Raw genomic sequence first — 21,195 nt, 5'->3', positions numbered from 1 at the left:
ATCAGAAGTGCGTGGTCATGCTCACGTACAGGCTGCGCCGCGTGCCGTACTGCGGCGCACCCACGCCCACGCCCGTGCCGTCGCGCAGCAGGTAGCTCTTGTCGAACAGGTTCAGGATGGCGATGCGCCCGACGATGTCGCCACCCGACGCCTCCTTCCAGGTGTGCGAGTAGGCGGCGTTGACCACCGCGTAGTGCGGCAGTGCCGCGCTGTTGGGCGCGCCGCCGTCGGGCGTGCGGCGCAGGCCGCTGCCGAAGATCAGGTCGCCGCTGACCTGGTTGTCGCCGAAGCGGTAGCTGGCGCCGCCCGACAGCGTGTAGGTCTGGTCGTGGTCCAGGTACACGTAGTGGTTGGCGATGTAGCTCAGCTCGTCAGCGCCAAACAGCGACTGGCTCGACACGATGTCCTTGCCCATCGCCTTCTGGTAGGCGAAGTTCGCGTAGGCCGACCAGTGGTCGTCGCTGTAGCGGGCCGACAGCTCCAGCCCGCGCGCGAAGCCCTTGGCATAGTTGAACGGCGACAGGATCAGCGCCTGGCCGAACTGGCCTTCGTCGAGCAGGTTGGTGATGTCCTTGTAGTACACGTCGGCCGACAGCGACAGGTTGGCATTCACCTTGTGGTCCACGCCCAGGTCGAAGTAATGGGTGCGCTCCGCCTTCACCGCATCGGAGTTGGCAACCTCCGGCTGGTTGGTGGTGCCCGCATACAGATTGATGCTCTGCTGCGAGGCCAGCTCCTGCGGCGGCGGCGTGAAGTAGCGCGCGTAGCCCGCGTGCAGCGCCGTGTCGTCCGACAGCTTGTACGCAAGGTTCAGCCGCGGGCTCCACTGGTGCTCCTTGGTGAAAGCGTCGACGCCGTCGTAGCGCAAGCCGTAGTTGAAGGTCAGCTTCGGGTCGATGCGCCATTCGTCCTGCAGGTAGAGGCTGGCGAGCTGGCCGACCTTGCTGGAGTTGTCGTTGATCAGCAGCGGCGTGTTGCCTACCTGCGCGCCGGTGTCGTCGACCGGGAACACGTTCACCGCATTGATGCTGCGCGTGGTCTGCCGCGTGTAGGCGCCGCCGAAGCGCAGCGTGTGGGCATCGTTCAGCTTGTACGACGCATCGGCCTGCAGGCCGTTGGACGAGTTGGAGCGCAGGGTGTCGGAGGCCACGCCGTTGTAGATCAGGTCGCCCACGGCGTCGGGCACGTAGTGCAGGCTCGAGTACTGGTGGAAGGCCGAGAGCTGGAAGTCCAGCGCGCCCACCGTCTTCTGGTATGACAGCGCGACGAAGCGCGTGGCTTCGGTCTGGCGCTCGCGCACATCGGACGAAGGCAGCCCGTTGTAGCCCGTGCCCAGGTCGCTGTAGCCGGCCAGCGAGAAGGACGGCGTCTGGTTCGGGTTGGTCGGAATCTGGAACTTGCCGTTGTAGGTGCCGAACATCAGACCCAGGCGCGTATCGGCGTCGAGGTAGTACGAGAGGTTGCCGAAGGTCTTGCCCTGCCGTGTGCGGTCGTTCTGCGCGTTGAGCGTGGGCTGCGGGTTCTCGATGCCGTTGGTGTTGGACACCAGGCTGCCCGACAGGTAGTAGCTCAGGTTGCCGGTGGTGCCGTAGACGGAGCCGCTTTCTTCCAGCGTGTTGTGGCTGCCGAAGGTAAAGCCGAGCGAACCGCCGGGCTTGCCGAAGCCCTGCTTGGTCTGGATGTCGACCACCCCGGCAGTGCGCAGGCCGTATTGCGCGGGCAAGGCGCCGGTCAGGAAGTTGACCGAGTCGATGTAGCGGGTGTCCAGCGACTGGCCGAAGCCCGAAATACCTTCGGGCAGCTGCACGCCGTTGACGCGGTACTGCACGTTGCCGTGGTCGTCGCGCACATGCAGCGAGCCGGAAGCCTTCGAGTCCTTGGCCACGCCGGGCAGTGTCAGCAGCACGTCGTCGAGCGGCGTGGCGTCGCCCTTGCCGAGCGCGTCGATGGCTGCGCGGTCGATGCGGTAGACGGTCGCGCCGACCTCGGGCGAGAGTTCCATGCGCGCCTTCTTGAGGCGCTCGGACTGGATCTCCACGGTAGACAGCGTGCCTTCGGCGCTGGGCGCGACGGTGGTGGTCGTGGTGGTCGCGTCCTGGGCGAAGGCCGACCAGGACAGCAGTGAAAAAACGGCAATGCCAACGGCACTGCGACGGAAATTGGGAATCATGAATGGGCACTCGTTGAATCGATGAACGATCTGCCGCCGCCCGCGCGATGCGGGCGGCGGCAGCCGGAACACAGGGAGATTCAGCGAGAGGAAGGCGGACCGCGCGCGTCGAAGAGCGCGATCCAGCGAGCGACGACCTCGCCCTGCAGATAGGCGAAGGTGGCCGACGGCAGCAGCATCGGCAGCACCACCAGCGGCACGCTGGGCACGGCGGAACCGTGCTCCAGCTGGTCGTACAGCCGGCATTCGGCGTCGGTGTGCTCGCCGAACAGGCTGCCCAGCCCGTGAGCCGCGTGGTCGTGCGCGCCGCTGCGCGATGCCTGCTGCACCTGCACCGCCGCCTCGGCGTGCGAGAGGCCCGGCACGTGCAGCGAACGGTGCATGACCCCCAGCGTGCCCGCAATCCACAGCGCGAACGCCAGCGCGACGATGAACGCGCGCGACGAACGGGAGGGAGACTGGCGGGCCATGCGCATGGGGCGGAAGGCGATCAGGCCTTCAGGCGCGAGGCGAAGGTCTTCTGGAACTTCTCGACCTTCGGGCCCACGACGAATGCGCAGTAGCCCTGGTTCGGGTTGTTCAGGAAGTAGTCCTGGTGGTAGGCCTCGGCCGTCGAGTAGTTGGCGAGCTTTGCCACTTCGGTGACGACGGGCGAGTGATAGGTCTTGCTGGCCTCGATCTCGCGGATGACCCCTTCGGCCACCTCTTTCTGGGCGTCGCTGGTGTAGTAGATGCCGCTGCGGTACTGGGTGCCGACGTCGTTGCCCTGGCGGTTGAGCGTGGTCGGGTCGTGCACGACGAAGAAGATTTCGAGGATTTCACGCAGGCTGATCTGCGCCGGGTCGAATTCGAGCTTCACCACCTCGGCATGGCCGGTGCGGCCGGTGCAGACCTGCTCATAGGTCGGGTTGACGGTCTGGCCGTTGCAATAGCCCGATTCCACGTCCAGCACGCCCTGAACCCGGTCGAACACCGCCTCGGTGCACCAGAAGCAGCCACCGCCCAGCACGATGGTTTCGGTCGGCGACGGTGAAGTGGACATGGTGCTGCTCCGGCAGGTTGGAAAAAGACGAACCCGATATTGTCGCGGCTTGACGTGACGGATGCCGGTCACTACATTACTAACCCGCGAGTCATTAACACCATGCCCACGCCCCGCTCCTTCGTCGAAAAGATCTGCCCGGTGCACGCCAAGCGCGAACGCCGGAAAGAGGCACGCCCCGGCGAACTGCTGGCCGCCGCGCTCGATCTGTTCGTCGAAAAGGGCTTTGCCGCCACCCGTTCCGAGGAAGTGGCGGCGCGTGCCGGAGTCTCCAAGGGCACCCTCTTTCTCTACTTTCCGAGCAAGGAAGAGCTGTTCAAGGCCGTGGTCATGGAAAACCTCGGCGGCCGTTTCACGGAGTGGAATGCCGAGTTCGAGGCCTTCGAAGGCACCACGGCCGAGATGCTGCGCTACTGCATGAACGTGTGGTGGGAGCGCGTCGGCAAGACCCAGGCCTCGGGCCTGACCAAGCTCATGATGAGCGAGGGCGCCAACTTTCCCGAACTGGCGGAGTTCTACCGCCGCGAGGTGGTCCGCCCCGGCCACGAGCTGCTGCGGCGCATTTTCAAGCGCGGCATCGACAGCGGCGAGTTCGCGTCGATGGACATCGACCACGCGATCTACTCGGTGGTGGCGCCCATGGTCTTCCTCATGCTCTGGAAGCATTCGGCCATGGTCTGCGTCGACGGCGCATCGGCTCTCGACCCCGAAAAGTACCTCGCCGTGCAGGCCGACGTGGTGATCAACGGGCTCAGCGCGCACCCCGGAAGGCCGAACGTGCCGCCGGTGTCACCGACGGCACCTAAAATTGAAGGTTTGTCCTGAGCCCACTAGGAAAACCACGCCATGAACCCCACCCCCACCCTCGAGCGCTTGCGCTTCAACATGATCGAACAGCAGATCCGCCCCTGGGATGTGCTGGAAACGGACATCCTCGAACTGCTGGCCGAAATCCACCGCGAAGACTACGTGCCGGAAGAACACCGCACGCTGTCTTTCTTCGACATGGAACTGCCCTTGCTCGACGGCTCCGTGCCTGGCGAATTCATGCTGTCGCCCAAGGTCGAGGCCCGCACGCTGCAGGACCTGCACATCCAGAAGCACGAATCGGTGCTCGAAATCGGCACCGGCTCCGGCTTCATGGCCGCCCTGCTGGGCGCCCGCGCCGCCCAGGTGCTGTCGCTTGAAATCAACCCCGTGCTCGCCGCCCGCGCCGCCGAGACGCTGCGCCGCAACGGCGTGACCAACGTCGAAGTGCGCAATGCCGACGGCGCCGTGCCCCTGGCCAGCGGCCCGAGCTTCGACGTGATCGTGCTGAGCGGCTCGGTCGCCCGCATTCCGCAGAACCTGCTGGGTTCGCTCAAGGTCGGCGGCCGCCTCTCGGCCATCGTGGGCGAAGAGCCGATGATGCGCGCCCACTTCGTCACCCGCTCGAGCGAAAGCAAGTGGGACACCATCCAGCCCTGGGACATCGTGGCCCCGCGCCTGCTGAACTTCCCCGAGCCCTCGCGCTTCTCGTTCTGAGTCGGCGGTTGACCGAATGATCGACCAAGTCCGCCCCGCCGACCTTGCCGCCTGGTTCGCCCAGAACGCCGATGCCACCCCCGTGCTGCTCGACGTGCGCGAGCCCTGGGAACTGCAGACGGCGAGCGTCGCGCCCCAGGGCTTCACCCTGGTGGCGATTCCGATGAACGAGATTCCCGGGCGGCTGGCCGAACTGAACGACGGCCAGTCCGAACTTCGAATTGCATGCCTGTGCCATCACGGCGCGCGCAGCCAGCGCGTGGCCGCCTTTTTGAACCAGAACGGCTTTGACCAGCTCGCCAACGTGGCGGGCGGCATCGACGCCTGGTCTTCGCACGACCCCTCGGTCCCGCGCTACTGATTCTTTCTTCAAGGACGTTCAATGCCTTCCAGGCCCCGGCTTTCGCCTCTTTCCGCAGCGCTCGCAAGCATCTTCGCAGCCCTGCTCGCATCGCCGGCCCTGACCCAGGCCCAGACACTGAACGAACTCTATGACGCCGCCCGCGGCTACGACGCCACCTACCAGGGCGCACGGGCCCAGTACGAGGCCAACGTCGCGCGTGCCGCGCAGGCCAAGGCCGGCATCCTTCCCGCCGTGGGGCTCACGGCCGGCGTGACGCGCAGCGACCTCGACATCGACACCCTCACGGGCAGCGGCCGCGGCACCACCACGCCGCGCGACTTCAACACGCAGAACGTCGGCATCAACGCCACGCAGCCGCTGTACCGGCCGGCCAACTGGGCCACGTACGAGCAGGGCAAGCGCCAGGCCGACATCGCTCAGGCGGTGCTCACCATTGCCGAACAAGACCTGATCGTGCGCGTGAGCCAGGCGTATTTCGACGTGCTCGCGAGCCAGGACAGCCTGGCGCTCGTGCGCGCGCAGAAGGTCGCCGTGGCCGAGCAGCTGGCGTCGGCCAAGCGCAACTTCGAGGTCGGCACCTCCACCATCACCGACTCGCGCGAGGCGCAGGCCCGCTACGACCTCGTGATCGCGCAGGAGATTGCGGCCGAGAACGACCTGCAGGTGAAGAAGATCGTGCTCGACCAGCTGGTCGGCCGCCCCGGCAGCGTGCCGGTGCCGCTGCGGGTGCCGGTAGTGCTGCCCGCCGCCGTGCCCGCGGACATCAACGCATGGGTCGCGCAGGCTGACGAGGTGCATCCCTCGATCCAGCAAGCCCGCCTGGGCCTCGACGTGGCCGGGCTCGAAGTGGACAAGGCCAAGGCCGGCCACAAGCCCACGCTCGACGCCAACCTGGGCTACAACGTCACGCGTAACCCGACGGGCACCAGCACCAGCACCGTGGGCACCCGCGTCAACGCGACCACGGTCGGCGTGACCTTCAACCTGCCGCTGTTCGCCGGCTTCGCCACCGAAAACCGCATCAAGGAAACGCTGGCGCTCGAAGACCAGTCGCGCAGCGTGCTCGACGGCACCCGCCGCAGCGTGGCGCAGGCCACCCGCGCGGCCTACCTCGGGCTCGTCTCCGGCGCGGGACAGGTGAAGGCGCTGGAAGCAGCCGAGGCATCGAGCCAGAGCGCGCTCGACGCCAACCGGCTCGGCTACCAGGTGGGCGTGCGCATCAACATCGACGTGCTGAACTCGCAAAGCCAGCTGTACCAGACCAAACGCGACCTGGCGCAGGCGCGCTACAACGTGCTGCTGGGCAACCTGAAGCTGCGCCAGGCCAACGGCACGCTGACGACCGACGACATGAATGCGATCAACGCGACGCTGGCGAGCAATGGCAGCGTGCCGGCCGTGCCCTCGGCCACCGGGCCTGATCGCAGCACCACGGTGCCGCCTGCGACAACCGTGACGCCGCCGAGCATTCCGGTGATCCCGCCGGTGCCGGTGCAGCCGTTCAATCCGCCGGCGCCGACGATGCCGACAGCACCCGTGCCGCCAGTGATCCTGAACCCGCCGGTGCGCTGAACGCGCGCCGCAGTCAGTCCAGCGTGGGCTCGGCCCGCGTTGGCTCTTCGTCCAGCGGCTCGCCTGCCGCCGTCACCGGCTCCGCCGCCTGCGCAATAGCCAGCACCGCGGCCGCGGTGCGCTCGGCAGCCCCACGGTTCGATGAAGAAAACGCCAGCGCGGCCTGTGCCATCGTGGCGCGGCGCTCGGGGTTCTCGACCAGCTTCAGCGCGGCCGTCACGGCCTGCTCCATGCCCTCGACCCGCAGCGACGCACCGGCCGCCAGCGACAGCTGCGCCGCCTCGGCGAAGTTGAAGGTCGACGGGCCCATGATCACCGGGCAACCGCAGGCGGCCGGCTCGATCAGGTTCTGGCCGCCCAGCGGCTCGAAGCTGCCGCCCAGCAGCGCCACGTCGGCAAGGCCGTAGTACAGCGCCATCTCGCCCAGCGAATCGCCGAGCCAGATCTCTGCGTCGGAGGGCTGGCCCGCCGCGCTGCGGCGCGCGACGGCAAAGCCCTCGGCCTCGATCAGTGCAGCCACTTCGTCGAAGCGTTGTGGATGGCGCGGCACGATCATCCATTGCACGTCGTGCACGCGCTTGGCAATCGAGCGGATCGCGCCCTGCTCGGGCGGCACGGGCGAGGTTGCACCGAAGCGCTTGAGCACTTCGAGCAACAGTCGCTCTTCGCCGTCGCGCGAGCTTGCGAGCACGACCATCGGCTTGGGCAGCCGCTCGCGCAGCGACACGGCCGCGTTCAGCTGGCGCGCATCGGGCGTGGCGTCGAATTTGAGGTTGCCGTAGATGCCGGCCACCTTGGCGCCGAGCGACACCAGGCGGTGCGCATCGGCCTCGGTCTGCGCCCACACGGCCGTCAGGGCCGAGTACGCGGGCCGCGCCAGCCATGCAAGCCGTTCGGCCGAGGCCAGCGATTTCTCGTTGAGCCGCGCGTTGGCCAGCACCAGCGGAATATGGCGCTCGGCGCAGGCGGCGGCCATCTCGGGCCAGACCTCGGTTTCCATCAGCACGCCGATGCGCGGCTGGAACTTGTCAAGAAAACGCGCCACCGCGCCCGGCGTGTCCCACGGCTGCCAGACCTGCGTGTCGCCCGGTTCGAGCAGCTTGGCGCCTTCTTCGCGGCCGGTGGCGGTGCCGTGCGTGAGCAGGATCGGAATGCCCGGGTACTGCCGCCGCAGCTCGGCAATCAGGATGGCGGCCGCGCGCGTCTCGCCGAGCGAAACCGCATGCACCCAGCACTGGGCCTGCCCGGTGGTGGCTTCGTCATAGTGGCCGAAGCGCTCTTCCACGGCCACGCCATAGCCCGGCTCGGCCTCGGCGCGGCGCCGCAGCTTGCGGCGCACGAGCGGTTGCACGACGGTGGTGAAGACGCCGTAGAGGCGAAGCAGCAGGGAACGCACGGGCTCAGTTCAATGAGAGGCTTCAGCCAGTTTGGCGTCGGGCTTGACGGTTCTCAACAGAGCCAGCATCTCGGCTTCGATGCGCTTCAATGCGGCATCGGTCTGGCCTTCGAAGCGCAGCACCAGCACGGGGGTGGTGTTCGAGGCGCGGATCAGCCCGAAGCCATCGGGCCAGTCGACGCGCAGGCCATCGATGGTCGAAACCTTGGCGGGGGCCGCGAAGCTCGCGCCCTTCACGAGCTTGTCGACCACCACGTGCGGCTCGCCTTCAGCGCAGGCCACGTTCAGTTCGGGCGTCGAGAAGCTGGTGGGCAGCGCGTTGAGCACGTCGCTCGCGTTCGGGCTCTTGCTCAGGATCTCGAGCAGCCGGCAGCCTGCGTAGGTGCCGTCGTCGAAGCCGAACCACCGCTCCTTGAAGAAGATGTGGCCGCTCATCTCGCCGCCCAGCGGCGAATCGATTTCCTTCATCTTCGCCTTGATGAGCGAATGGCCGGTCTTGAAGATCATCGGCACGCCGCCCGCTGCCTCGATGGCCGGTGCCAGGCGCTGCGAGCACTTCACGTCGTAGATGATGGTGCCGCCGGGCACGCGCGACAGCACGTCCTGTGCAAAGAGTTGCATCTGGCGGTCGGGGAAGATGTTCTGGCCGTCCTTGGTGACGATGCCCAGGCGGTCGCCGTCGCCGTCGAAGGCCAGGCCCAGTTCGGCGTCGCCGGTCGCCAGCGCGGCCATCAGGTCCTTGAGGTTCTCGGGCTTGCTGGGGTCCGGGTGATGGTTGGGGAAGTCGCCGTCGACTTCGCTGAACAGCTCGGTCACTTCGCAGCCGATGGCGCGGAAGATGGCAGGGGCCGACGCACCCGCGATGCCGTTGCCCGAATCGACCACGATCTTCATCGGCCGCGCCAGCTTGATGTCGCCGGCAATGCGCTTGACGTAGGCATCGGTCACGTCGACCTTGCGCACGCTGCCGCCTGGGGCGAGCTGAGCGGTGCCAGCTTCCATGGTCTTGCGCAGGCCCTGGATCTCGTCGCCGTAGATCGCGCGGCCGGCCAGCACCATCTTGAAGCCGTTGTAGTCCTTGGGGTTGTGGCTGCCGGTGACCTGGATGCCGCTCTTGCACAGCGTGTGGGCCGCGAAGTACAGCATCGGGGTGGTGACGGCGCCCACGTCGATCACTTCGACGCCGGTGGCCACCAGGCCCTTGATCAGCGCCTCTGCCAGCGCGGGGCCCGACAGGCGGCCATCGCGACCTACGGCCACCGACTTCTCACCGGCGGCGCGGGCTACGCTGCCGAAGGCCCTGCCGAGCGCTTCCGCCACCTCCGTATCGAGAGTGACGGGCACGACGCCGCGAATGTCATAGGCCTTGAAGATCGACGCGCTGAGCTGCATGAAAGGCGTTTCCCTGTTGGTTTTGTAAACGGGGCATTGTAGGCAAGGCCCCAGATGCCCACATGTCCGAAAACGGCCAGTTGAAACGAGTCGAAACCGTATCATTTCCCCATGCCTACCAGCCACACCCCCACCGAAGCGCTCGAGAGCGACGCCTGCTACCTGGCGATGAAGACGCATGATGCGCGCTTCGACGGGTCGTTCTTCACCGCCGTGACCTCCACCGGCATCTATTGCCGCCCGGTCTGCCGCGTGAAGCTGCCTCGGCGCGAGAACTGCCGGTTCTTCCGCCACGCGGCACAGGCCGAGGCCGCGGGCTTTCGCCCCTGCCTGCGCTGCCGGCCCGAGTTGGCCCCTCGTGCTTCAGGCGCAGCCAGCTGGTCTACCGAAGACGCCTCGCGCATCCTCGCGCTGCAGGCAGCACGGCTGATCGACGAGCCCGACGCCTGGTCGGAAGACGGCCCGGGCGCGGCGCAAATCGCGGCGCGGCTCGGCGTGAGCGACCGCCACCTGCGGCGCATCTTCGAGGTGCAGTTCGGCGTCTCGCCCCTTCAATATCTGCAGACGCGCCGCCTGCTGGCCGCCAAGCAGCTCATCGCCGACACCCGCCTTCCGATGACGCAGGTGGCACTGGCCAGCGGCTTCGCCAGCGTGCGGCGCTTCAATGCGGCCTTTCTGGAGCACTACGGCCTGAACCCGAGCGCCCTGCGGCGCGCCGGTGGCGCCACCGTCGAGGGTGGCGAAGGCAAGGCCATCGAGGTGCGGCTGGGCTTCCGTCCGCCCTACGACGCCAACGCGATGCTGGGCTTCTTCGCGCGCCGTGCGTTGCGCGGCGTCGAAGTCGTATCCACGGCAGACGGCAAGGAGCCCGCCAAGGGCAGCACGCCCACGTATGTAAAGCTGAACCGCACGCTGCGCGTCCAGCAAGGCGGGCAGGCGCATGCGGGCTGGCTGCAACTGCGCTTCGACCTCGAACGCGAGCAACTGCTGCTGTCGGTCAGCGATTCACTGGCCGCGGTGCTGCCCATCGTCATCAGCCGCGCACGCGCCCTGTTCGACCTCGACGCCGAGCCGATGGCCATCAATGCAGCGCTGCATGCGGCCTTTCCGCACGGCGACGGGCTGCGCGTGCCGGGCACGGTCGACGGCTTCGAGCTGGCGGTGCGCGCGGTGCTGGGCCAGCAGATCACGGTGGCCGCGGCGCGCACACTGGGCTCGCGGCTGGTCGAGGCCTTCGGCGAGCCACTGGCTACGCCCATCGAGGAGCTGAACCGCCTGTTTCCCACGCCCGCGGCCATTGCCGCCGCGAGCGGCGATGCGCTGGGCCAGCTCGGCATCGTGCGGCAGCGGCAGACGGCCCTGCACGCCATCGCACGCGAAGTCGCGTCCGGCAAGCTGGCGCTGCATGCGGGGGCCGACGTGCCTTCCACCATCGCGGCGCTGCAGGAGCTGCCCGGCATCGGCGCCTGGACCGCGCAGTACATCGCGATGCGCGCACTGCGCTGGCCCGATGCATTTCCGGCCGGCGACGTGGCACTGCAGAAGGCGCTGGGCGTAACCACAGCGCGCGCGGCCAGCGAGGCCTCGCAAGCCTGGCGGCCGTGGCGCAGCTATGCGGTGCTGCGGGCCTGGCACGCGCCCTCCTCCACTCCTGCGACCGCCACCGAAACGGCGGCCGCGGAACTCCCTCTCATCACTACGGCAGGCCTCGCCGCCTGAAACGTCATGAAATTCAAGAGCAAAGTCATCTACACCTCGCACATCGACACACCGCTCGGCGGCATCACGATGGCGGCCACCGACCAGGGCCTGGCCGGCGTCTGGTTCGACCAGCAGCGCCACTGGCCCGACACCAGCGGCTGGATCACGAAGGACGACCACCCCGCGCTGGTCGAGGCGGCCGCGCAGCTGCACGACTACTTCGCCGGCAAGCGCGACAACTTCGACATGAAGCTCGACCTGTCGCACGGCACCGCGTTCCAGCAGAGCGTGTGGCAGCAACTGCTGGCCATTCCGGCGGGCGCCACCACGAGCTATGGCGCGCTCAGCGTCAACGTGGGCAACCCGGCCGCGGTACGCGCCGTTGGCGCGGCCGTGGGGCGCAACCCGATCAGCGTGATCGTGCCTTGCCACCGCGTGCTGGGGTCGGACGGATCGCTGACCGGTTACGCTGGCGGGCTCGACCGCAAGACCGCCCTTCTGGAGCTCGAAGGCGCGCTGTAGGAACATCCAACGAAGAAGAGACAGAGAGCGAAAGACGCATGACCACAACGAACAACAACATCGCAGCCACCAAGCCCCTCGCACCCACCGCCTGGCTCATCGACCTGGTGCTGCTGGGCGCGCTCTGGGGCGCGTCTTTCCTCTTCATGCGCATCGGCGCGGCGGAGTTCGGCGCGCTGCCGACGGCCGCGGTGCGGGTGGCCATCGCCGCGTTGTTCCTGCTGCCCATCGCGCTGCTGCGCGGCCAGGGACCGGCTCTCGCCAAGCACTGGAAGGCCAGCTTCGCGGTCGGCGTCTTCAACTCGGGCATGCCGTTCGCCCTGTTCTGTTTCGCGCTGCTGACCATCAACACCGGCCTGGCCGCCGTGCTCAATGCCACGACACCGATGTTCGGCGCGCTCGTGGCCTGGGCCTGGTTCCGCGAGCGGCCTGCGGGTTCGCGCATCGTCGGGCTGGTGATCGGCTTTGCCGGCGTGGCAATGCTCGCCAGCCGCAGTGCCGGCCTGCATGCGGGCGCCAGCGGCAATGCCGCGCTCTTCGCGGTGCTGGCCTGCCTGGGTGCGTGCCTTTGCTACGGCATCTCGGCCAGCGCCACGCGGGCCCACCTGGGCGGCGTGCCCGCGCTGACCACAGCCACCGGCAGCCAGATCGGCGCCACGCTGTTCCTCGCCCTGCCCGCCTTCTGGCTCTGGCCCGCGCAGATGCCCAGCCTGCGCGCGTGGCTCGCGCTGCTGGCGCTCGGCATCGCCTGCACGGGCGTCGCCTACATCCTGTTCTTCCGGCTGATCGAACGCGCCGGCCCGGCGCGCGCGCTGACGGTGACCTTCCTGGTGCCGGTGTTCGCGCTGTTCTACGGCGCGGTGTTCCTCGGCGAGAACATTACGCAGTGGATGCTGATCTGCGCGGCCGTCATCGTCTGCGGCGTGGCGCTGTCGACGGGCATCGTCAAGCTGGGCTTGCCCCGCAAGGCCTCGGCCTGAGCGCGTTTCGGCGGGGCGCCTACACGGCGCCCGCGACGACGTTCACCGAGAGTGCGAGCACCAGCATGTTGAACGCGAAGGCCAGCACACTGTGCAGCAACGTGATGCGCCGCATCTCCTTCGACGTCGCCTGCACATCGGACACCTGCGAGGTCATGCCGATCACGTACGAGTAGTAGAGAAAGTCGAAGTAGTCGGGGGCGTCGTCCTTGCCCGGAAAGTCGAGCCCGCCGTCGGGCGTGCCGCTCTTCTGGTCGATGTAGTAGCGGTGCGCGTAATGAAAGGCGTAGATCGTGTGCATCATCAGCCACGAGCCCGCCAGCGCCACCAGCCCGAGCGCCACGTGCGCCGCGCGCTCCCAGCCGCTCAGCGCCTTCACCTGCTGCAGCAGCATGGCGATGGCCACCACGCTGGCGCCGACCACCACCAGCATCGAGACGAGGATCACCACGTTGGGCTGGTCCAGCGACTGCGCCCGTTCGCGCGTGCGCTTCGCATCGAAGGTGTCGGCCAGCCACCACGACAGCACCTGGTAGACCACCACGGCCATGCACCACCCGGCCAGCGCGCGCGCCATGCCGCTCATGGGCACCGACATCAACGCCGCGGCAGTGGCGCAGCCTGAGACAGCGCCGTAGAAAAGACGTTGGGGACCGGTGGTGGTGGAAAGGTGTTTGCGCATGGCGGCACTGTAGCGCCGCGCCGTCGAGAAAGTCCTACACGCACAGCGGCATTCCGCGCATCCGAAAGTCGCGCGGGCGCGACTACCTTCGTCGGCGTTCAAGGGAGTCATGCCCGGAAACATTCCTTTTTACCCCGGGCCACCAAGGATTTCTTCCATGCCGCTCCGCCACTCTGGTGCGCTGCTGGGCGCCGGGCTCCTGCTCGCCGCCTCGCCTGCCTTCGCCGATCCTTCGCCCGCGCTCGACCGGTTCAGCTTCTCGGTTGGCGCTTTCAACTCGGACCCGAAGCTCAACGCCTCGTTCGGTACGGCCTATGGCACGCTGCAAACGGGCGATATCAAGCCGGGCCGCTTCACCATGCCGCGCATCACGGCCGACGTGCTGCTCGGCGACAGCCAGGGCATCTCGTTCGACTACTACCAGTACAAGCGCGACTATTCGGGCGGCATTGCGAACAACACGTCCTTCGGCAGTTTCGGCACGCTGAGCACCTTCGGCAGCGCCAACGTCAACACCAAGCTCGACTTCGCCAGGCTCTCGTACAAGTGGTGGCTCGGCTCGGGCAACACCGTGTTCGGCCTGGGCGCCGGCGCGGCCTACTACCGCGCGACGCTCGGCGTGACCGCCCTCGCTGCGGTGAACGGGCAGGTCGGCACGTTGAGTGAAAGCTCCAGCGGCAGCGCCGTGGCGCCCATGCTCGAATTGGGCGTGCGCCATGCCATCACGCCCGACCTGCGGCTGTTCGCCGACGCCTCGGGCGTATGGAAGAGCAGCGGCCGCTTCCACGGAAACATCTACAACGCCTCCGCCGGCGTGGAGTGGTTTCCGATAAAGAACGTGGGCGTGGTGCTCGCCTACGGCGTGACCAACATCGATCTGACGCGCGAGAACAATAGCTTTGTCGATTCTTCGCGTTTGAAGGTCCGTCTGCAGGGGCCTTCGGCTTTCCTCAAGGCGCGCTTCTAGGGCCGTCTCTGCCCTTCTCCGTCCGACAGCAACGCTGCGCGCACTTCCTTCTTCAGCACCTTGCCCACCTTGGAGCGCGGCAGGTCGAGCCACACCTCGATCTGCTTGGGTGCCTTCACGCTGCCGATGCGCGACTTGACGAAGGCCTTGATCTCCTCCACGTCCAGTTGCCGCCCGGCATGCAGTTGCAGCACTGCCACCACGCGCTCGCCCCACTTCTCGTCGGGCAGGCCGACGACGGCGCTGTCCTGCACGTCGGGGTGCTGCATCAGCACCTGCTCGACCTCGGCAGAGTAGACGTTGAAGCCGCCCGAAATGATCATGTCCTTGGCGCGGTCCACGATGTAGAGAAAGCCGTCTGTGTCGAGGTAGCCGATGTCGCCGGTGTGGTGCCAGCCGTGGCGCGAGGCCTCTTCGGTGGCGCGCGCGTCCTTGTAGTAGCCCAGCATCACGAGCGAGCCGCGCACCACGATCTCGCCGCTCTCGCCCGTGGGCAGCAGCGCGCCGTCGCCGTTCATCACGCCTACCTGCACGAGTGGCCCGGGCCGGCCGGCCGATGACAGGCGTTGGTGTGCGATGGTGCCGTCATTGTTGAAGTGGTCGCGCGGCGACATCATCGAGATCATCATCGGCGCCTCTGTCTGGCCGAAGAGCTGGGCCATGACGGGGCCGATCTTCTGCAGCGCCTCTTCGAGCCGCGCGGCCGACATGGGCGCCGCGCCGTACCAGAAGCATTGCAGCGAATCGAGCTTCGCATCTGCCAGCTGCGGGTGCTGCAGCAGCATGTAGATCAGCGTGGGCGGCAGGAAGGTGTGGGTGACGCCGTGTTCTTCGATGAGGCCGAGGAACTCGCCCAAGTCGGGCTTGGGCATGATCACGACCTGCCCGCCGAGCGCCATCACCGGCAGGCACAGCACGCCGGCCGCATGCGTGAGCGGCGCAAGCGCAAGGTAGACGGGCCGGCCCTCGAAGGGGTAGCCCATCAGCGTCAGCGCCGACATCGCCTCGAGGTTGCGCCCCGACAGCATCACGCCCTTGGGCTGGCCGGTGGTGCCGCCGGTGCCGGCGATCATCGCAACGTCGTCGACCACCGGCACATCGATGGGCGCATCGCCGGCATCCCCCAGCCATTGGTCGAGCGATGGCGCGAAGGGCTGCGCCTTGTCGAGGCAGACCAGCGTCGTCACCTTGGGCAGGTCGGCCCGCATCTGCTCGACCAGCGGTGCGTAGTCGCTGTGGAAGATCAGGCAGCTGCAGTCGAAGGCGTCGAGCACGTAGCGGTTCTCGGCAGCCTCGTTGCGCGGGTTGATCGGACACCACACGGCCGCGGCGCGCGACAGCCCGAAGACGCATGCAAAGGCGACCGGGTCGTTGCCCGACAGCACCGCCACCTTGCTGCCCGGGGCGATGCCGCTGCGCTGCAGCGCCCGCGCCACGCGGTAGCTGAAGCGCTGCACGTCGCCGTACGACAGCAGCACGGCCCCCATGCGCAGGCAGGGCGCCGCGGCTCCCAGCGAAGCGCCCTTGTCCAGGTAGTCGATCAGGCGCATGGGAGTCAGCCCAGCCGGGTGAGCACGGGCTCCTGCACCAGTCCGAAGCTGCGCAGCGCGCCCAGCAGCTCGCGATGCCCGAAGGCCTGGCAACCCGAGGCGAAGCCGGCGCGGCGCGGCGCCTGCTGCAGCAGCGAGGCCGCCGCATAGGCCTGCAACAAGCCGGTCTGCTTGTAGTTGCAATTCCCGAAGATCACGCAGTGCATGCGGCCCAGCGGACCGGAGGCATGCACCGAATCGACGGACTTGTTGATGCGCGGGTTCTCGCGCGGGGGCATGGTGTTCATCACGCCTGCCGCCGTCTGGGCCAAGGCGGCATAGCGATCCTCGTCGTTCATGCCCTCGGTGGCCTTGAGCGCGGCTGCCACGATGTGCGGCACGCCCTGCATCAGCGCCTTGTTGAAGACCCCGCCGAGCACCTTCACATTGGCCACGCGCGGATCGCGCTTGAACCATACCGGGTGCGAGGTGCCGCCCCAGGGCAGCGCCAGCGCTGCCTCATGCTGGCCGGGAATCGACAGGTGGTACAGGCCCGCGTCGGGTTGCCACTCCACGTACTCGTTCTGCTCCAGGTAGTAGGCCTTGGACGTGGCTGCGTTGACCAGGATGGTCTGAGTGGACGCGATGGTCGGGCTGCCGCCCCAGAACACGGCAATGTCCAGCGTGTCGAGCCCGGGCGTCTCCAGGCACAGTTGCGCCGCGATCTCGCCGGTGGTGTACATCTGCGCCAGGCCGGGCGAGAGCAGCAGGCCCGCGGCGGCGAACTTGGCGCCGTACTTCTGTTCGAGCGTGATGAGCCAGTCTTGCTCTCCTGTGGTGTCGGTGTAGTGGCATCCGGCGGCCAGGCAGGCCTCGACCACCTCGGGGCCGAACTTGGCGAAAGGCCCCACCGTGTTGAGCACCACCGAGGCACCGGTGAAGAGCTCGGTGAGCGCCGCCACCGAATGCTTCACCTCCACTATCTCGTAGCTCGCGGTCTCGATGCCGGGCACGTTGGACTTCATCGCCGCTTCGACCTTCTGCGCGCTGCGACCCGCGGCAACGAAGGGGATGTTGTATTCGCGCAGGTATTCGCACACCAGTCGGCCGGTGTAGCCGGAGGCGCCGTAGACGACGACGGGCTTCTTCTTGCTGCTGCTCATGTTGTGTCTCCTTTTTGTGCGCTCACATGCCCATGCCGCCGTCCACCGCGATTCCGGCGCCGGTGATGAACCGGCCCGCATCGGAGCAGAGGAAGACCACCACGTCGGCCATGTCGCCGACTTCGCCGAGACGGCCCAATGGCGTCTGGCCGATCACGTCGCCCACTGCCGCCTCGACGCTGGGCGCGAGCCCCGCAGCGACGATGTCGCTGGCGAGCTTCATGCCCATGTCGGTGGGCACCAACCCCGGGTAGATGCAGTTCACGCGAACGCCGTAGCCCAGCTTGCCGGACTCCATGGCCGCGACGCGCGTGGCGCGATCGACTGCGGACTTGGTCGCCGAGTAGCCCGCAATGGCCGGGAAAGCGATGGTCGCCGCGACCGATGCGATGTTGACCACCGCCCCGCCGCCACCCGCACCGCCGCCGGGACGCATCGCACGGAACGCGTGCTTCATGCCGAGCAGCGTGCCCGCCACGTTCACGTCGAGCATGCGGCGCAGGTCGTCGCCGTCGACGTCGATCACCAGCGAGGTGATCTCGATGCCGGCGTTGTTGACGAGGATGTCGAAGCCGCCGAGCTCCTTGACGGTGGTCTCCGTGGCCGAGGCCCAGTCGCCGTCTTTCGTGACGTCGAGCGGCACGAAGCCCACCTTCGCTCCAGATGCAGACAACCTGGAAGCGGTTTCGCGCCCCAGGTCGGCGAGCACGTCGCCAATCATCACGGAGGCGCCGGCCGCCGCCAGCGCTTCGGCAATGCCCGCGCCGATGCCACGCGCACCGCCCGTCACCAGGGCCTTGCGCCCTTTCAAGTCGAACTTGGCCATCACTTGTCTCCTGTAGATGTGTTGTGAGATGGAGCGGTCATCGTAGAAATCGACTTTACGGGTGTCAAGTTTTTCTTTGACGATTGTCAAAACTTCGTAAAATGACATGCGTGGCACGCCGGATGCGGGTTCTTCCGCTTGCGTGCTATGGTTTGGAATCACGAAGAACACAGGGGCCGGCATGCGTGCGGTCCGGCTTTCAATGACGACACATCAACGGCTAAAGAAACACGCTGAACGAGTGCCCAAGACGCGGGTCGACAAATTCTCGGAACGGCGCGCCGAACTGGGCGAAGCCGCGCTGACAACGCTGGCAGCACTGGGCTATGCACGCACCAGCCTGCGCGAGATCGCCCAGAACTCGGAGTTCTCTCACGGCGTTCTGCACTACTACTTCAGCGACAAGGTCGACCTGATCATCTGCAGCGTCAAGCAGTACAAGGCGCGCTGCGTCACGCGCTACGACCACGCGGTGGAAAGCGCCACCACCTACGACGAGCTGATGGAGGGCTTCCTGCAAAGCCTTGGCGACACGCTGTGCGACGAAGGCCACGTGCATCGCCTCTGGTACGACCTGCGTTCGCAGGCGCTGTTCGAAGAAGCCTTCCGCGCCGATGTCGTGCAGATCGACAAGAGCCTCGAAGACATGATCTGGCGCATCATGAGCCGCTTTGCCGAGCTCTCGGGCGAAGCGCCCGGCATGCCGCCCTCGGCCACCTATGCGCTGTTCGACGGGCTGTTCCAGCAGGCGCTGCTGAAGCACCTGTCGGGCGATGCGAAGGCCATCGACAACATGCAGGCCGACGTGCGCCAGGCCATCTCGCGCCTGTTCGCTGCCCCTGCCAAAGCCGCAGCGCCGGCCCGCAAACGCCGCGCCTGAAACGAAGGGCCGGGCGTCAGGGCCTTGGCCCTTTCGCCGGCGCGACGGCACGTGCGCCCGCCCACTGCCCGCTCTCGCACAGATCGCGCACCACGTCGCCGATCAGCGTGCACACGGCGCGCTTCGCGTTCGTGGTCGGCAGATGCACCGACACGCACAGCCCGAGCGTGCGAAACATCGAAGGCGAGTCGATGCGATGCGCGACAAGCCGGCCTTCCTGCACTTCGCGCTGCGCGAGCCCGAACGGCATGATGGTCGGCCCGAGCCCCGCCTCCACCGCCGCCTTCAGCGTGTAGACCGAATTGATCTCCGCGGCCACCTGCGCCGTGGAATGCCCCTCACGCTCCAGCACCGCATCGACCAGCCAACGCGTGCAGTGGCCGTGCGCATTGGCGGGCCACACCAGCGGCCGCGCAGTAGCCTGCGCAATGCTCACGTCGCCGGGCGGCAACGCATGCGGGCTCTGCGGCGATTCGAGGAACACGAAGTCTTCCTCCACCAGCGGGACGAACCGGATGTCCTCCGCCGGCATGGCGGGCGAGAACACCGCCACGTCGACCCGGCCGCGCAGCAGCTGGTCGGCCATGTTGCCGGTGAGTTCCTCGTTCAGATGCAGCACCACGTCGGGATAGCGCCGGGCCGCTGCGCGCATCAGCGGCAGCGCGATCATGGGCGACACGCTTTGCGGCAGCGCCGCCACCACCGAGCCCGCCACCGAATCGGCCGCGACGTGCACGGCGGCCTTGGCGTCGCTCACCTGCTTGGTGATGCCCTGCGCGTACTCGTAGAAGACCTTGCCTGCCTCGGTCATCGCCACGCCGTTGCGGCTGCGAAGCAGCAGCTGGGTGCCGAGCTCGGCTTCGAGCTCGGCCATCTGCTTGCTCAAGGCCGACTGTGCAATGAAGAGTTGCTGCGCGGCGCGCGACAGGCTGCCGCAATCCACGATGGCAACGAAGTACTTGAACTGACGCAGCTCCATCGAAGGGCCTCCGGCCGCGCACTGCGGGGTGCAGGCGAGGCCGGGGATTCTAGGCCGCACATCTCCGCTCGGGCACTCAGGCCCCGGCCGGAGCAACGACCTTTCCCGGGTTGAAGATGTTGTACGGGTCCAGCGCCTGCTTCACGGCACGCATCAACGCCACCGTGTGCTCTCCGTGCTCCTCGACCAGGTACTTCATCTTGTGCATCCCCACGCCATGCTCGCCGGTCGAAGTGCCGCCATGGCGCAGCGCGCGCTGCACAAGCCGGTGGCTGAAGGCCTCGGCGGCTTCGTTCTCCGCTGCGCTGTTCGGGTCCACCAGCACCAGGCAATGGAAGTTGCCATCGCCGACGTGGCCGAACACCGGCACCAGCAGGCCATGTTCGGCGATGTCGGCCTGCGTCTCCTCGATGCACTGCGCGAGCGCGGACAGCGGCACGCACGCGTCGGTTGTCAGGCTGCGGCTGCCCGCCTTCAGCTGCAGGCAGGCAAAGTAGGCGTGATGGCGCGGCGTCCACAGGCGCGTGCGCTCCTCGGGCCGGTTGGCCCATTGAAAGGCGCCACCGCCGTGGTTGCCCGCAATCTCCCGCACGATGCCGGCCTGCTCGTCGATCTGCGCCTGGCTCGCGCCGAACTCCAGGAACAGCGTCGGGTTCTCGCCCAGGCTGGTGTGGCTGTGCGCGTTCACGGCGCGGATGGTCAATGCGTCCAGCATCTCGGCGCGCGCCAGGGGAACGCCCATCTGGATCGACTCGATCACGCAGTCGACCGCCGCGCGCACCGACGGAAAGTGCACCACCGCCGCCGCGTACGCCTCGGGGTGCGGGTGCAACCGCACGGTGGCCTCGGTGATCAGCCCCAGCGTGCCTTCGGAGCCGCAGTACAGCTGCGTGAGGTTGTAGCCCGCCGAGCTCTTGCGTGCCCGCGAGGCGGTGTGCGTGGTGTCTCCGTTGGCCGTGACCACCGTCAGGCTCACGAGGTTGTCGCGCATGGTGCCGTAGCGAACGGTGTTGGTGCCGGAAGCGGCCGTGGCGATCATGCCGCCGATGGACGCATTGGCACCGGGGTCGACCGAGAAGAAAAAGCCGGTGCCCATCAACTCCGCGTTCAGCTGCCCGCGCGTCACGCCGGCCTCGACCGTGGCCGTGAGGTCTCCGGGGCGAATTGCCAGCACCTTGTTCATCTGCGAGAAGTCGATGCACACGCCACCCTCGACGGCCAGCAGGTGCCCTTCCACCGACGAGCCCACGCCGAAGCCGATGACCGGCACGCGCTCGCGGGCGCAGGCCCGCACCACGAACGCCGTCTCTTCGGTGCTGCGCACGAACACCACCGCATCGGGCGGCTGCGGCAGATAGGTCGACTCGTCGGTGCCGTGCTGCAGCAGCACGGCCGGGCTGGTGGAAAAGCGCTCGGCAAACTTGCGCTGCAGCAGCGCAACCAGCTCAGGCGACGGGGAACGCCGCGTGTTCGAACTCACGACCGTGTCCATGGGGTTCCTTCAAG

General features: G+C 67.4%; 20 protein-coding genes. 9 read left to right on the top strand and 11 right to left on the bottom strand.

The window, feature by feature from the left end; all coding sequences use genetic code 11:
- Position 1 precedes the first annotated feature (1 nt).
- From ACN9MV_RS10285 to msrA, 3 genes are all read right to left on the bottom strand, one after another.
- Positions 2-2,170 carry a TonB-dependent receptor gene (locus ACN9MV_RS10285; RefSeq protein WP_426392058.1) on the bottom strand — a complete coding sequence of 723 codons (2,169 nt, stop codon included), beginning with the start codon at positions 2,168-2,170 and terminating at the stop codon, positions 2-4.
- A gap of 80 nt (positions 2,171-2,250) precedes the next feature.
- Positions 2,251-2,640 (bottom strand): hypothetical protein, encoded by a 390-nt coding sequence (locus ACN9MV_RS10280; RefSeq protein ID WP_256330891.1) that lies wholly within the window; start codon positions 2,638-2,640, stop codon positions 2,251-2,253.
- A 20-nt stretch (positions 2,641-2,660) separates the two neighbouring features.
- Positions 2,661-3,212 (bottom strand): peptide-methionine (S)-S-oxide reductase MsrA, encoded by a 552-nt coding sequence (gene msrA, locus ACN9MV_RS10275; RefSeq protein ID WP_093058245.1) that lies wholly within the window; start codon positions 3,210-3,212, stop codon positions 2,661-2,663.
- Positions 3,213-3,314: 102 nt separating this feature from the next.
- Here msrA and ACN9MV_RS10270 point away from each other — a divergent pair, with 102 nt between their 5' ends.
- From ACN9MV_RS10270 to ACN9MV_RS10255, 4 genes are read left to right on the top strand one after another with little or no spacing between them, the layout of a single operon-like run.
- On the top strand, positions 3,315-4,037 hold the full coding sequence (locus ACN9MV_RS10270; RefSeq protein WP_426392057.1) for a TetR/AcrR family transcriptional regulator: 723 nt from the start codon (positions 3,315-3,317) through the stop codon (positions 4,035-4,037).
- 21 nt (positions 4,038-4,058) lie between these two features.
- Complete coding sequence (locus ACN9MV_RS10265) at positions 4,059-4,736, top strand: protein-L-isoaspartate O-methyltransferase family protein (protein ID WP_093058243.1); 678 nt, start codon at positions 4,059-4,061, stop codon at positions 4,734-4,736.
- A 16-nt stretch (positions 4,737-4,752) separates the two neighbouring features.
- Positions 4,753-5,097, top strand: a complete 345-nt coding sequence (locus ACN9MV_RS10260; RefSeq protein WP_093058242.1) for a rhodanese-like domain-containing protein — start codon at positions 4,753-4,755, stop codon at positions 5,095-5,097.
- A gap of 21 nt (positions 5,098-5,118) precedes the next feature.
- Entirely contained in the window at positions 5,119-6,672 is a 1,554-nt protein-coding gene (locus ACN9MV_RS10255) for a TolC family outer membrane protein (protein ID WP_093058241.1), read from the top strand.
- Positions 6,673-6,685: 13 nt separating this feature from the next.
- Here ACN9MV_RS10255 and ACN9MV_RS10250 read toward each other — a convergent pair whose 3' ends face one another.
- Entirely contained in the window at positions 6,686-8,068 is a 1,383-nt protein-coding gene (locus tag ACN9MV_RS10250) for a 3-deoxy-D-manno-octulosonic acid transferase (RefSeq protein WP_093058240.1), read from the bottom strand.
- 9 nt (positions 8,069-8,077) lie between these two features.
- The gene (locus ACN9MV_RS10245) at positions 8,078-9,460 is read right to left on the bottom strand and encodes a phosphomannomutase/phosphoglucomutase (protein ID WP_426392055.1); all 1,383 of its coding nucleotides are present in this window, start codon (positions 9,458-9,460) and stop codon (positions 8,078-8,080) included.
- A gap of 111 nt (positions 9,461-9,571) precedes the next feature.
- Here ACN9MV_RS10245 and ACN9MV_RS10240 point away from each other — a divergent pair, with 111 nt between their 5' ends.
- The 3 genes from ACN9MV_RS10240 to ACN9MV_RS10230 are packed head-to-tail and all read left to right on the top strand — an operon-like array spanning position 9,572 to position 12,663.
- A complete protein-coding gene (locus tag ACN9MV_RS10240; protein ID WP_426392054.1) occupies positions 9,572-11,179 on the top strand; it encodes a DNA-3-methyladenine glycosylase 2 family protein in 1,608 nt (535 codons plus the stop codon).
- A 6-nt stretch (positions 11,180-11,185) separates the two neighbouring features.
- A complete protein-coding gene (locus ACN9MV_RS10235) occupies positions 11,186-11,683 on the top strand; it encodes a methylated-DNA--[protein]-cysteine S-methyltransferase (RefSeq protein ID WP_093078854.1) in 498 nt (165 codons plus the stop codon).
- Positions 11,684-11,721: 38 nt separating this feature from the next.
- The gene (locus ACN9MV_RS10230; protein ID WP_426392053.1) at positions 11,722-12,663 is read left to right on the top strand and encodes a DMT family transporter; all 942 of its coding nucleotides are present in this window, start codon (positions 11,722-11,724) and stop codon (positions 12,661-12,663) included.
- Positions 12,664-12,682: 19 nt separating this feature from the next.
- On the opposite strand, the gene ACN9MV_RS10225 is transcribed toward ACN9MV_RS10230, so the two are convergent.
- A complete protein-coding gene (locus ACN9MV_RS10225; RefSeq protein WP_426392052.1) occupies positions 12,683-13,345 on the bottom strand; it encodes a DUF1345 domain-containing protein in 663 nt (220 codons plus the stop codon).
- Positions 13,346-13,502: 157 nt separating this feature from the next.
- On the opposite strand from ACN9MV_RS10225, the gene ACN9MV_RS10220 reads away from it, so the two are divergent.
- A complete protein-coding gene (locus ACN9MV_RS10220) occupies positions 13,503-14,312 on the top strand; it encodes a hypothetical protein (RefSeq protein ID WP_097199637.1) in 810 nt (269 codons plus the stop codon).
- On the opposite strand, the gene ACN9MV_RS10215 is transcribed toward ACN9MV_RS10220, so the two are convergent.
- From ACN9MV_RS10215 to ACN9MV_RS10205, 3 genes are read right to left on the bottom strand one after another with little or no spacing between them, the layout of a single operon-like run.
- On the bottom strand, positions 14,309-15,862 hold the full coding sequence (locus ACN9MV_RS10215; RefSeq protein ID WP_426392051.1) for an AMP-binding protein: 1,554 nt from the start codon (positions 15,860-15,862) through the stop codon (positions 14,309-14,311). The genes ACN9MV_RS10220 and ACN9MV_RS10215 overlap by 4 nt on opposite strands.
- Before the next feature lie 5 nt (positions 15,863-15,867).
- Positions 15,868-17,004: a DUF5938 domain-containing protein gene (locus ACN9MV_RS10210; protein WP_426392050.1), complete on the bottom strand. Its 1,137-nt coding sequence runs from the start codon at positions 17,002-17,004 to the stop codon at positions 15,868-15,870.
- Positions 17,005-17,026: 22 nt separating this feature from the next.
- Entirely contained in the window at positions 17,027-17,830 is an 804-nt protein-coding gene (locus ACN9MV_RS10205; protein WP_426392049.1) for an SDR family NAD(P)-dependent oxidoreductase, read from the bottom strand.
- Positions 17,831-18,071: 241 nt separating this feature from the next.
- Here ACN9MV_RS10205 and ACN9MV_RS10200 point away from each other — a divergent pair, with 241 nt between their 5' ends.
- Complete coding sequence (locus tag ACN9MV_RS10200; RefSeq protein WP_426392047.1) at positions 18,072-18,710, top strand: TetR/AcrR family transcriptional regulator; 639 nt, start codon at positions 18,072-18,074, stop codon at positions 18,708-18,710.
- 16 nt (positions 18,711-18,726) lie between these two features.
- Here the strand turns inward: ACN9MV_RS10200 and ACN9MV_RS10195 are convergent, their stop codons facing one another.
- Both ACN9MV_RS10195 and ACN9MV_RS10190 read right to left on the bottom strand, forming a co-directional pair.
- Positions 18,727-19,689, bottom strand: a complete 963-nt coding sequence (locus ACN9MV_RS10195; protein WP_093058230.1) for a LysR substrate-binding domain-containing protein — start codon at positions 19,687-19,689, stop codon at positions 18,727-18,729.
- Between the two features lie 76 nt (positions 19,690-19,765).
- On the bottom strand, positions 19,766-21,181 hold the full coding sequence (locus tag ACN9MV_RS10190) for an FAD-binding oxidoreductase (protein WP_426392046.1): 1,416 nt from the start codon (positions 21,179-21,181) through the stop codon (positions 19,766-19,768).
- Between the last annotated feature and the right edge of the window lie 14 nt (positions 21,182-21,195).

The organism is Variovorax sp. R-27 (assembly GCF_049913215.1).
Classification (GTDB): domain Bacteria; phylum Pseudomonadota; class Gammaproteobacteria; order Burkholderiales; family Burkholderiaceae_C; genus Variovorax.
The sequence above is the reverse complement of the archived record's forward strand: the minus strand, read 5'-3'. Positions and strand labels throughout refer to the sequence as shown.

What these genes read in the sequence shown, in the direction of transcription:
- ACN9MV_RS10265 (WP_093058243.1), top strand. Translation starts at nt 4,059, where the DNA reads ATGAACCCCACCCCCACCCTCGAGCGCTTGCGCTTCAACATGATCGAA.
- ACN9MV_RS10245 (WP_426392055.1), bottom strand. Translation starts at nt 9,460, where the DNA reads ATGCAGCTCAGCGCGTCGATCTTCAAGGCCTATGACATTCGCGGCGTC.
- ACN9MV_RS10235 (WP_093078854.1), top strand. Translation starts at nt 11,186, where the DNA reads ATGAAATTCAAGAGCAAAGTCATCTACACCTCGCACATCGACACACCG.
- ACN9MV_RS10225 (WP_426392052.1), bottom strand. Translation starts at nt 13,345, where the DNA reads ATGCGCAAACACCTTTCCACCACCACCGGTCCCCAACGTCTTTTCTAC.
- ACN9MV_RS10190 (WP_426392046.1), bottom strand. Translation starts at nt 21,181, where the DNA reads ATGGACACGGTCGTGAGTTCGAACACGCGGCGTTCCCCGTCGCCTGAG.
- ACN9MV_RS10230 (WP_426392053.1), top strand. Translation starts at nt 11,722, where the DNA reads ATGACCACAACGAACAACAACATCGCAGCCACCAAGCCCCTCGCACCC.
- ACN9MV_RS10255 (WP_093058241.1), top strand. Translation starts at nt 5,119, where the DNA reads ATGCCTTCCAGGCCCCGGCTTTCGCCTCTTTCCGCAGCGCTCGCAAGC.
- ACN9MV_RS10270 (WP_426392057.1), top strand. Translation starts at nt 3,315, where the DNA reads ATGCCCACGCCCCGCTCCTTCGTCGAAAAGATCTGCCCGGTGCACGCC.
- ACN9MV_RS10240 (WP_426392054.1), top strand. Translation starts at nt 9,572, where the DNA reads ATGCCTACCAGCCACACCCCCACCGAAGCGCTCGAGAGCGACGCCTGC.
- msrA (WP_093058245.1), bottom strand. Translation starts at nt 3,212, where the DNA reads ATGTCCACTTCACCGTCGCCGACCGAAACCATCGTGCTGGGCGGTGGC.
- ACN9MV_RS10285 (WP_426392058.1), bottom strand. Translation starts at nt 2,170, where the DNA reads ATGATTCCCAATTTCCGTCGCAGTGCCGTTGGCATTGCCGTTTTTTCA.
- ACN9MV_RS10260 (WP_093058242.1), top strand. Translation starts at nt 4,753, where the DNA reads ATGATCGACCAAGTCCGCCCCGCCGACCTTGCCGCCTGGTTCGCCCAG.
- ACN9MV_RS10210 (WP_426392050.1), bottom strand. Translation starts at nt 17,004, where the DNA reads ATGAGCAGCAGCAAGAAGAAGCCCGTCGTCGTCTACGGCGCCTCCGGC.
- ACN9MV_RS10215 (WP_426392051.1), bottom strand. Translation starts at nt 15,862, where the DNA reads ATGCGCCTGATCGACTACCTGGACAAGGGCGCTTCGCTGGGAGCCGCG.
- ACN9MV_RS10205 (WP_426392049.1), bottom strand. Translation starts at nt 17,830, where the DNA reads ATGGCCAAGTTCGACTTGAAAGGGCGCAAGGCCCTGGTGACGGGCGGT.
- ACN9MV_RS10220 (WP_097199637.1), top strand. Translation starts at nt 13,503, where the DNA reads ATGCCGCTCCGCCACTCTGGTGCGCTGCTGGGCGCCGGGCTCCTGCTC.
- ACN9MV_RS10195 (WP_093058230.1), bottom strand. Translation starts at nt 19,689, where the DNA reads ATGGAGCTGCGTCAGTTCAAGTACTTCGTTGCCATCGTGGATTGCGGC.
- ACN9MV_RS10280 (WP_256330891.1), bottom strand. Translation starts at nt 2,640, where the DNA reads ATGGCCCGCCAGTCTCCCTCCCGTTCGTCGCGCGCGTTCATCGTCGCG.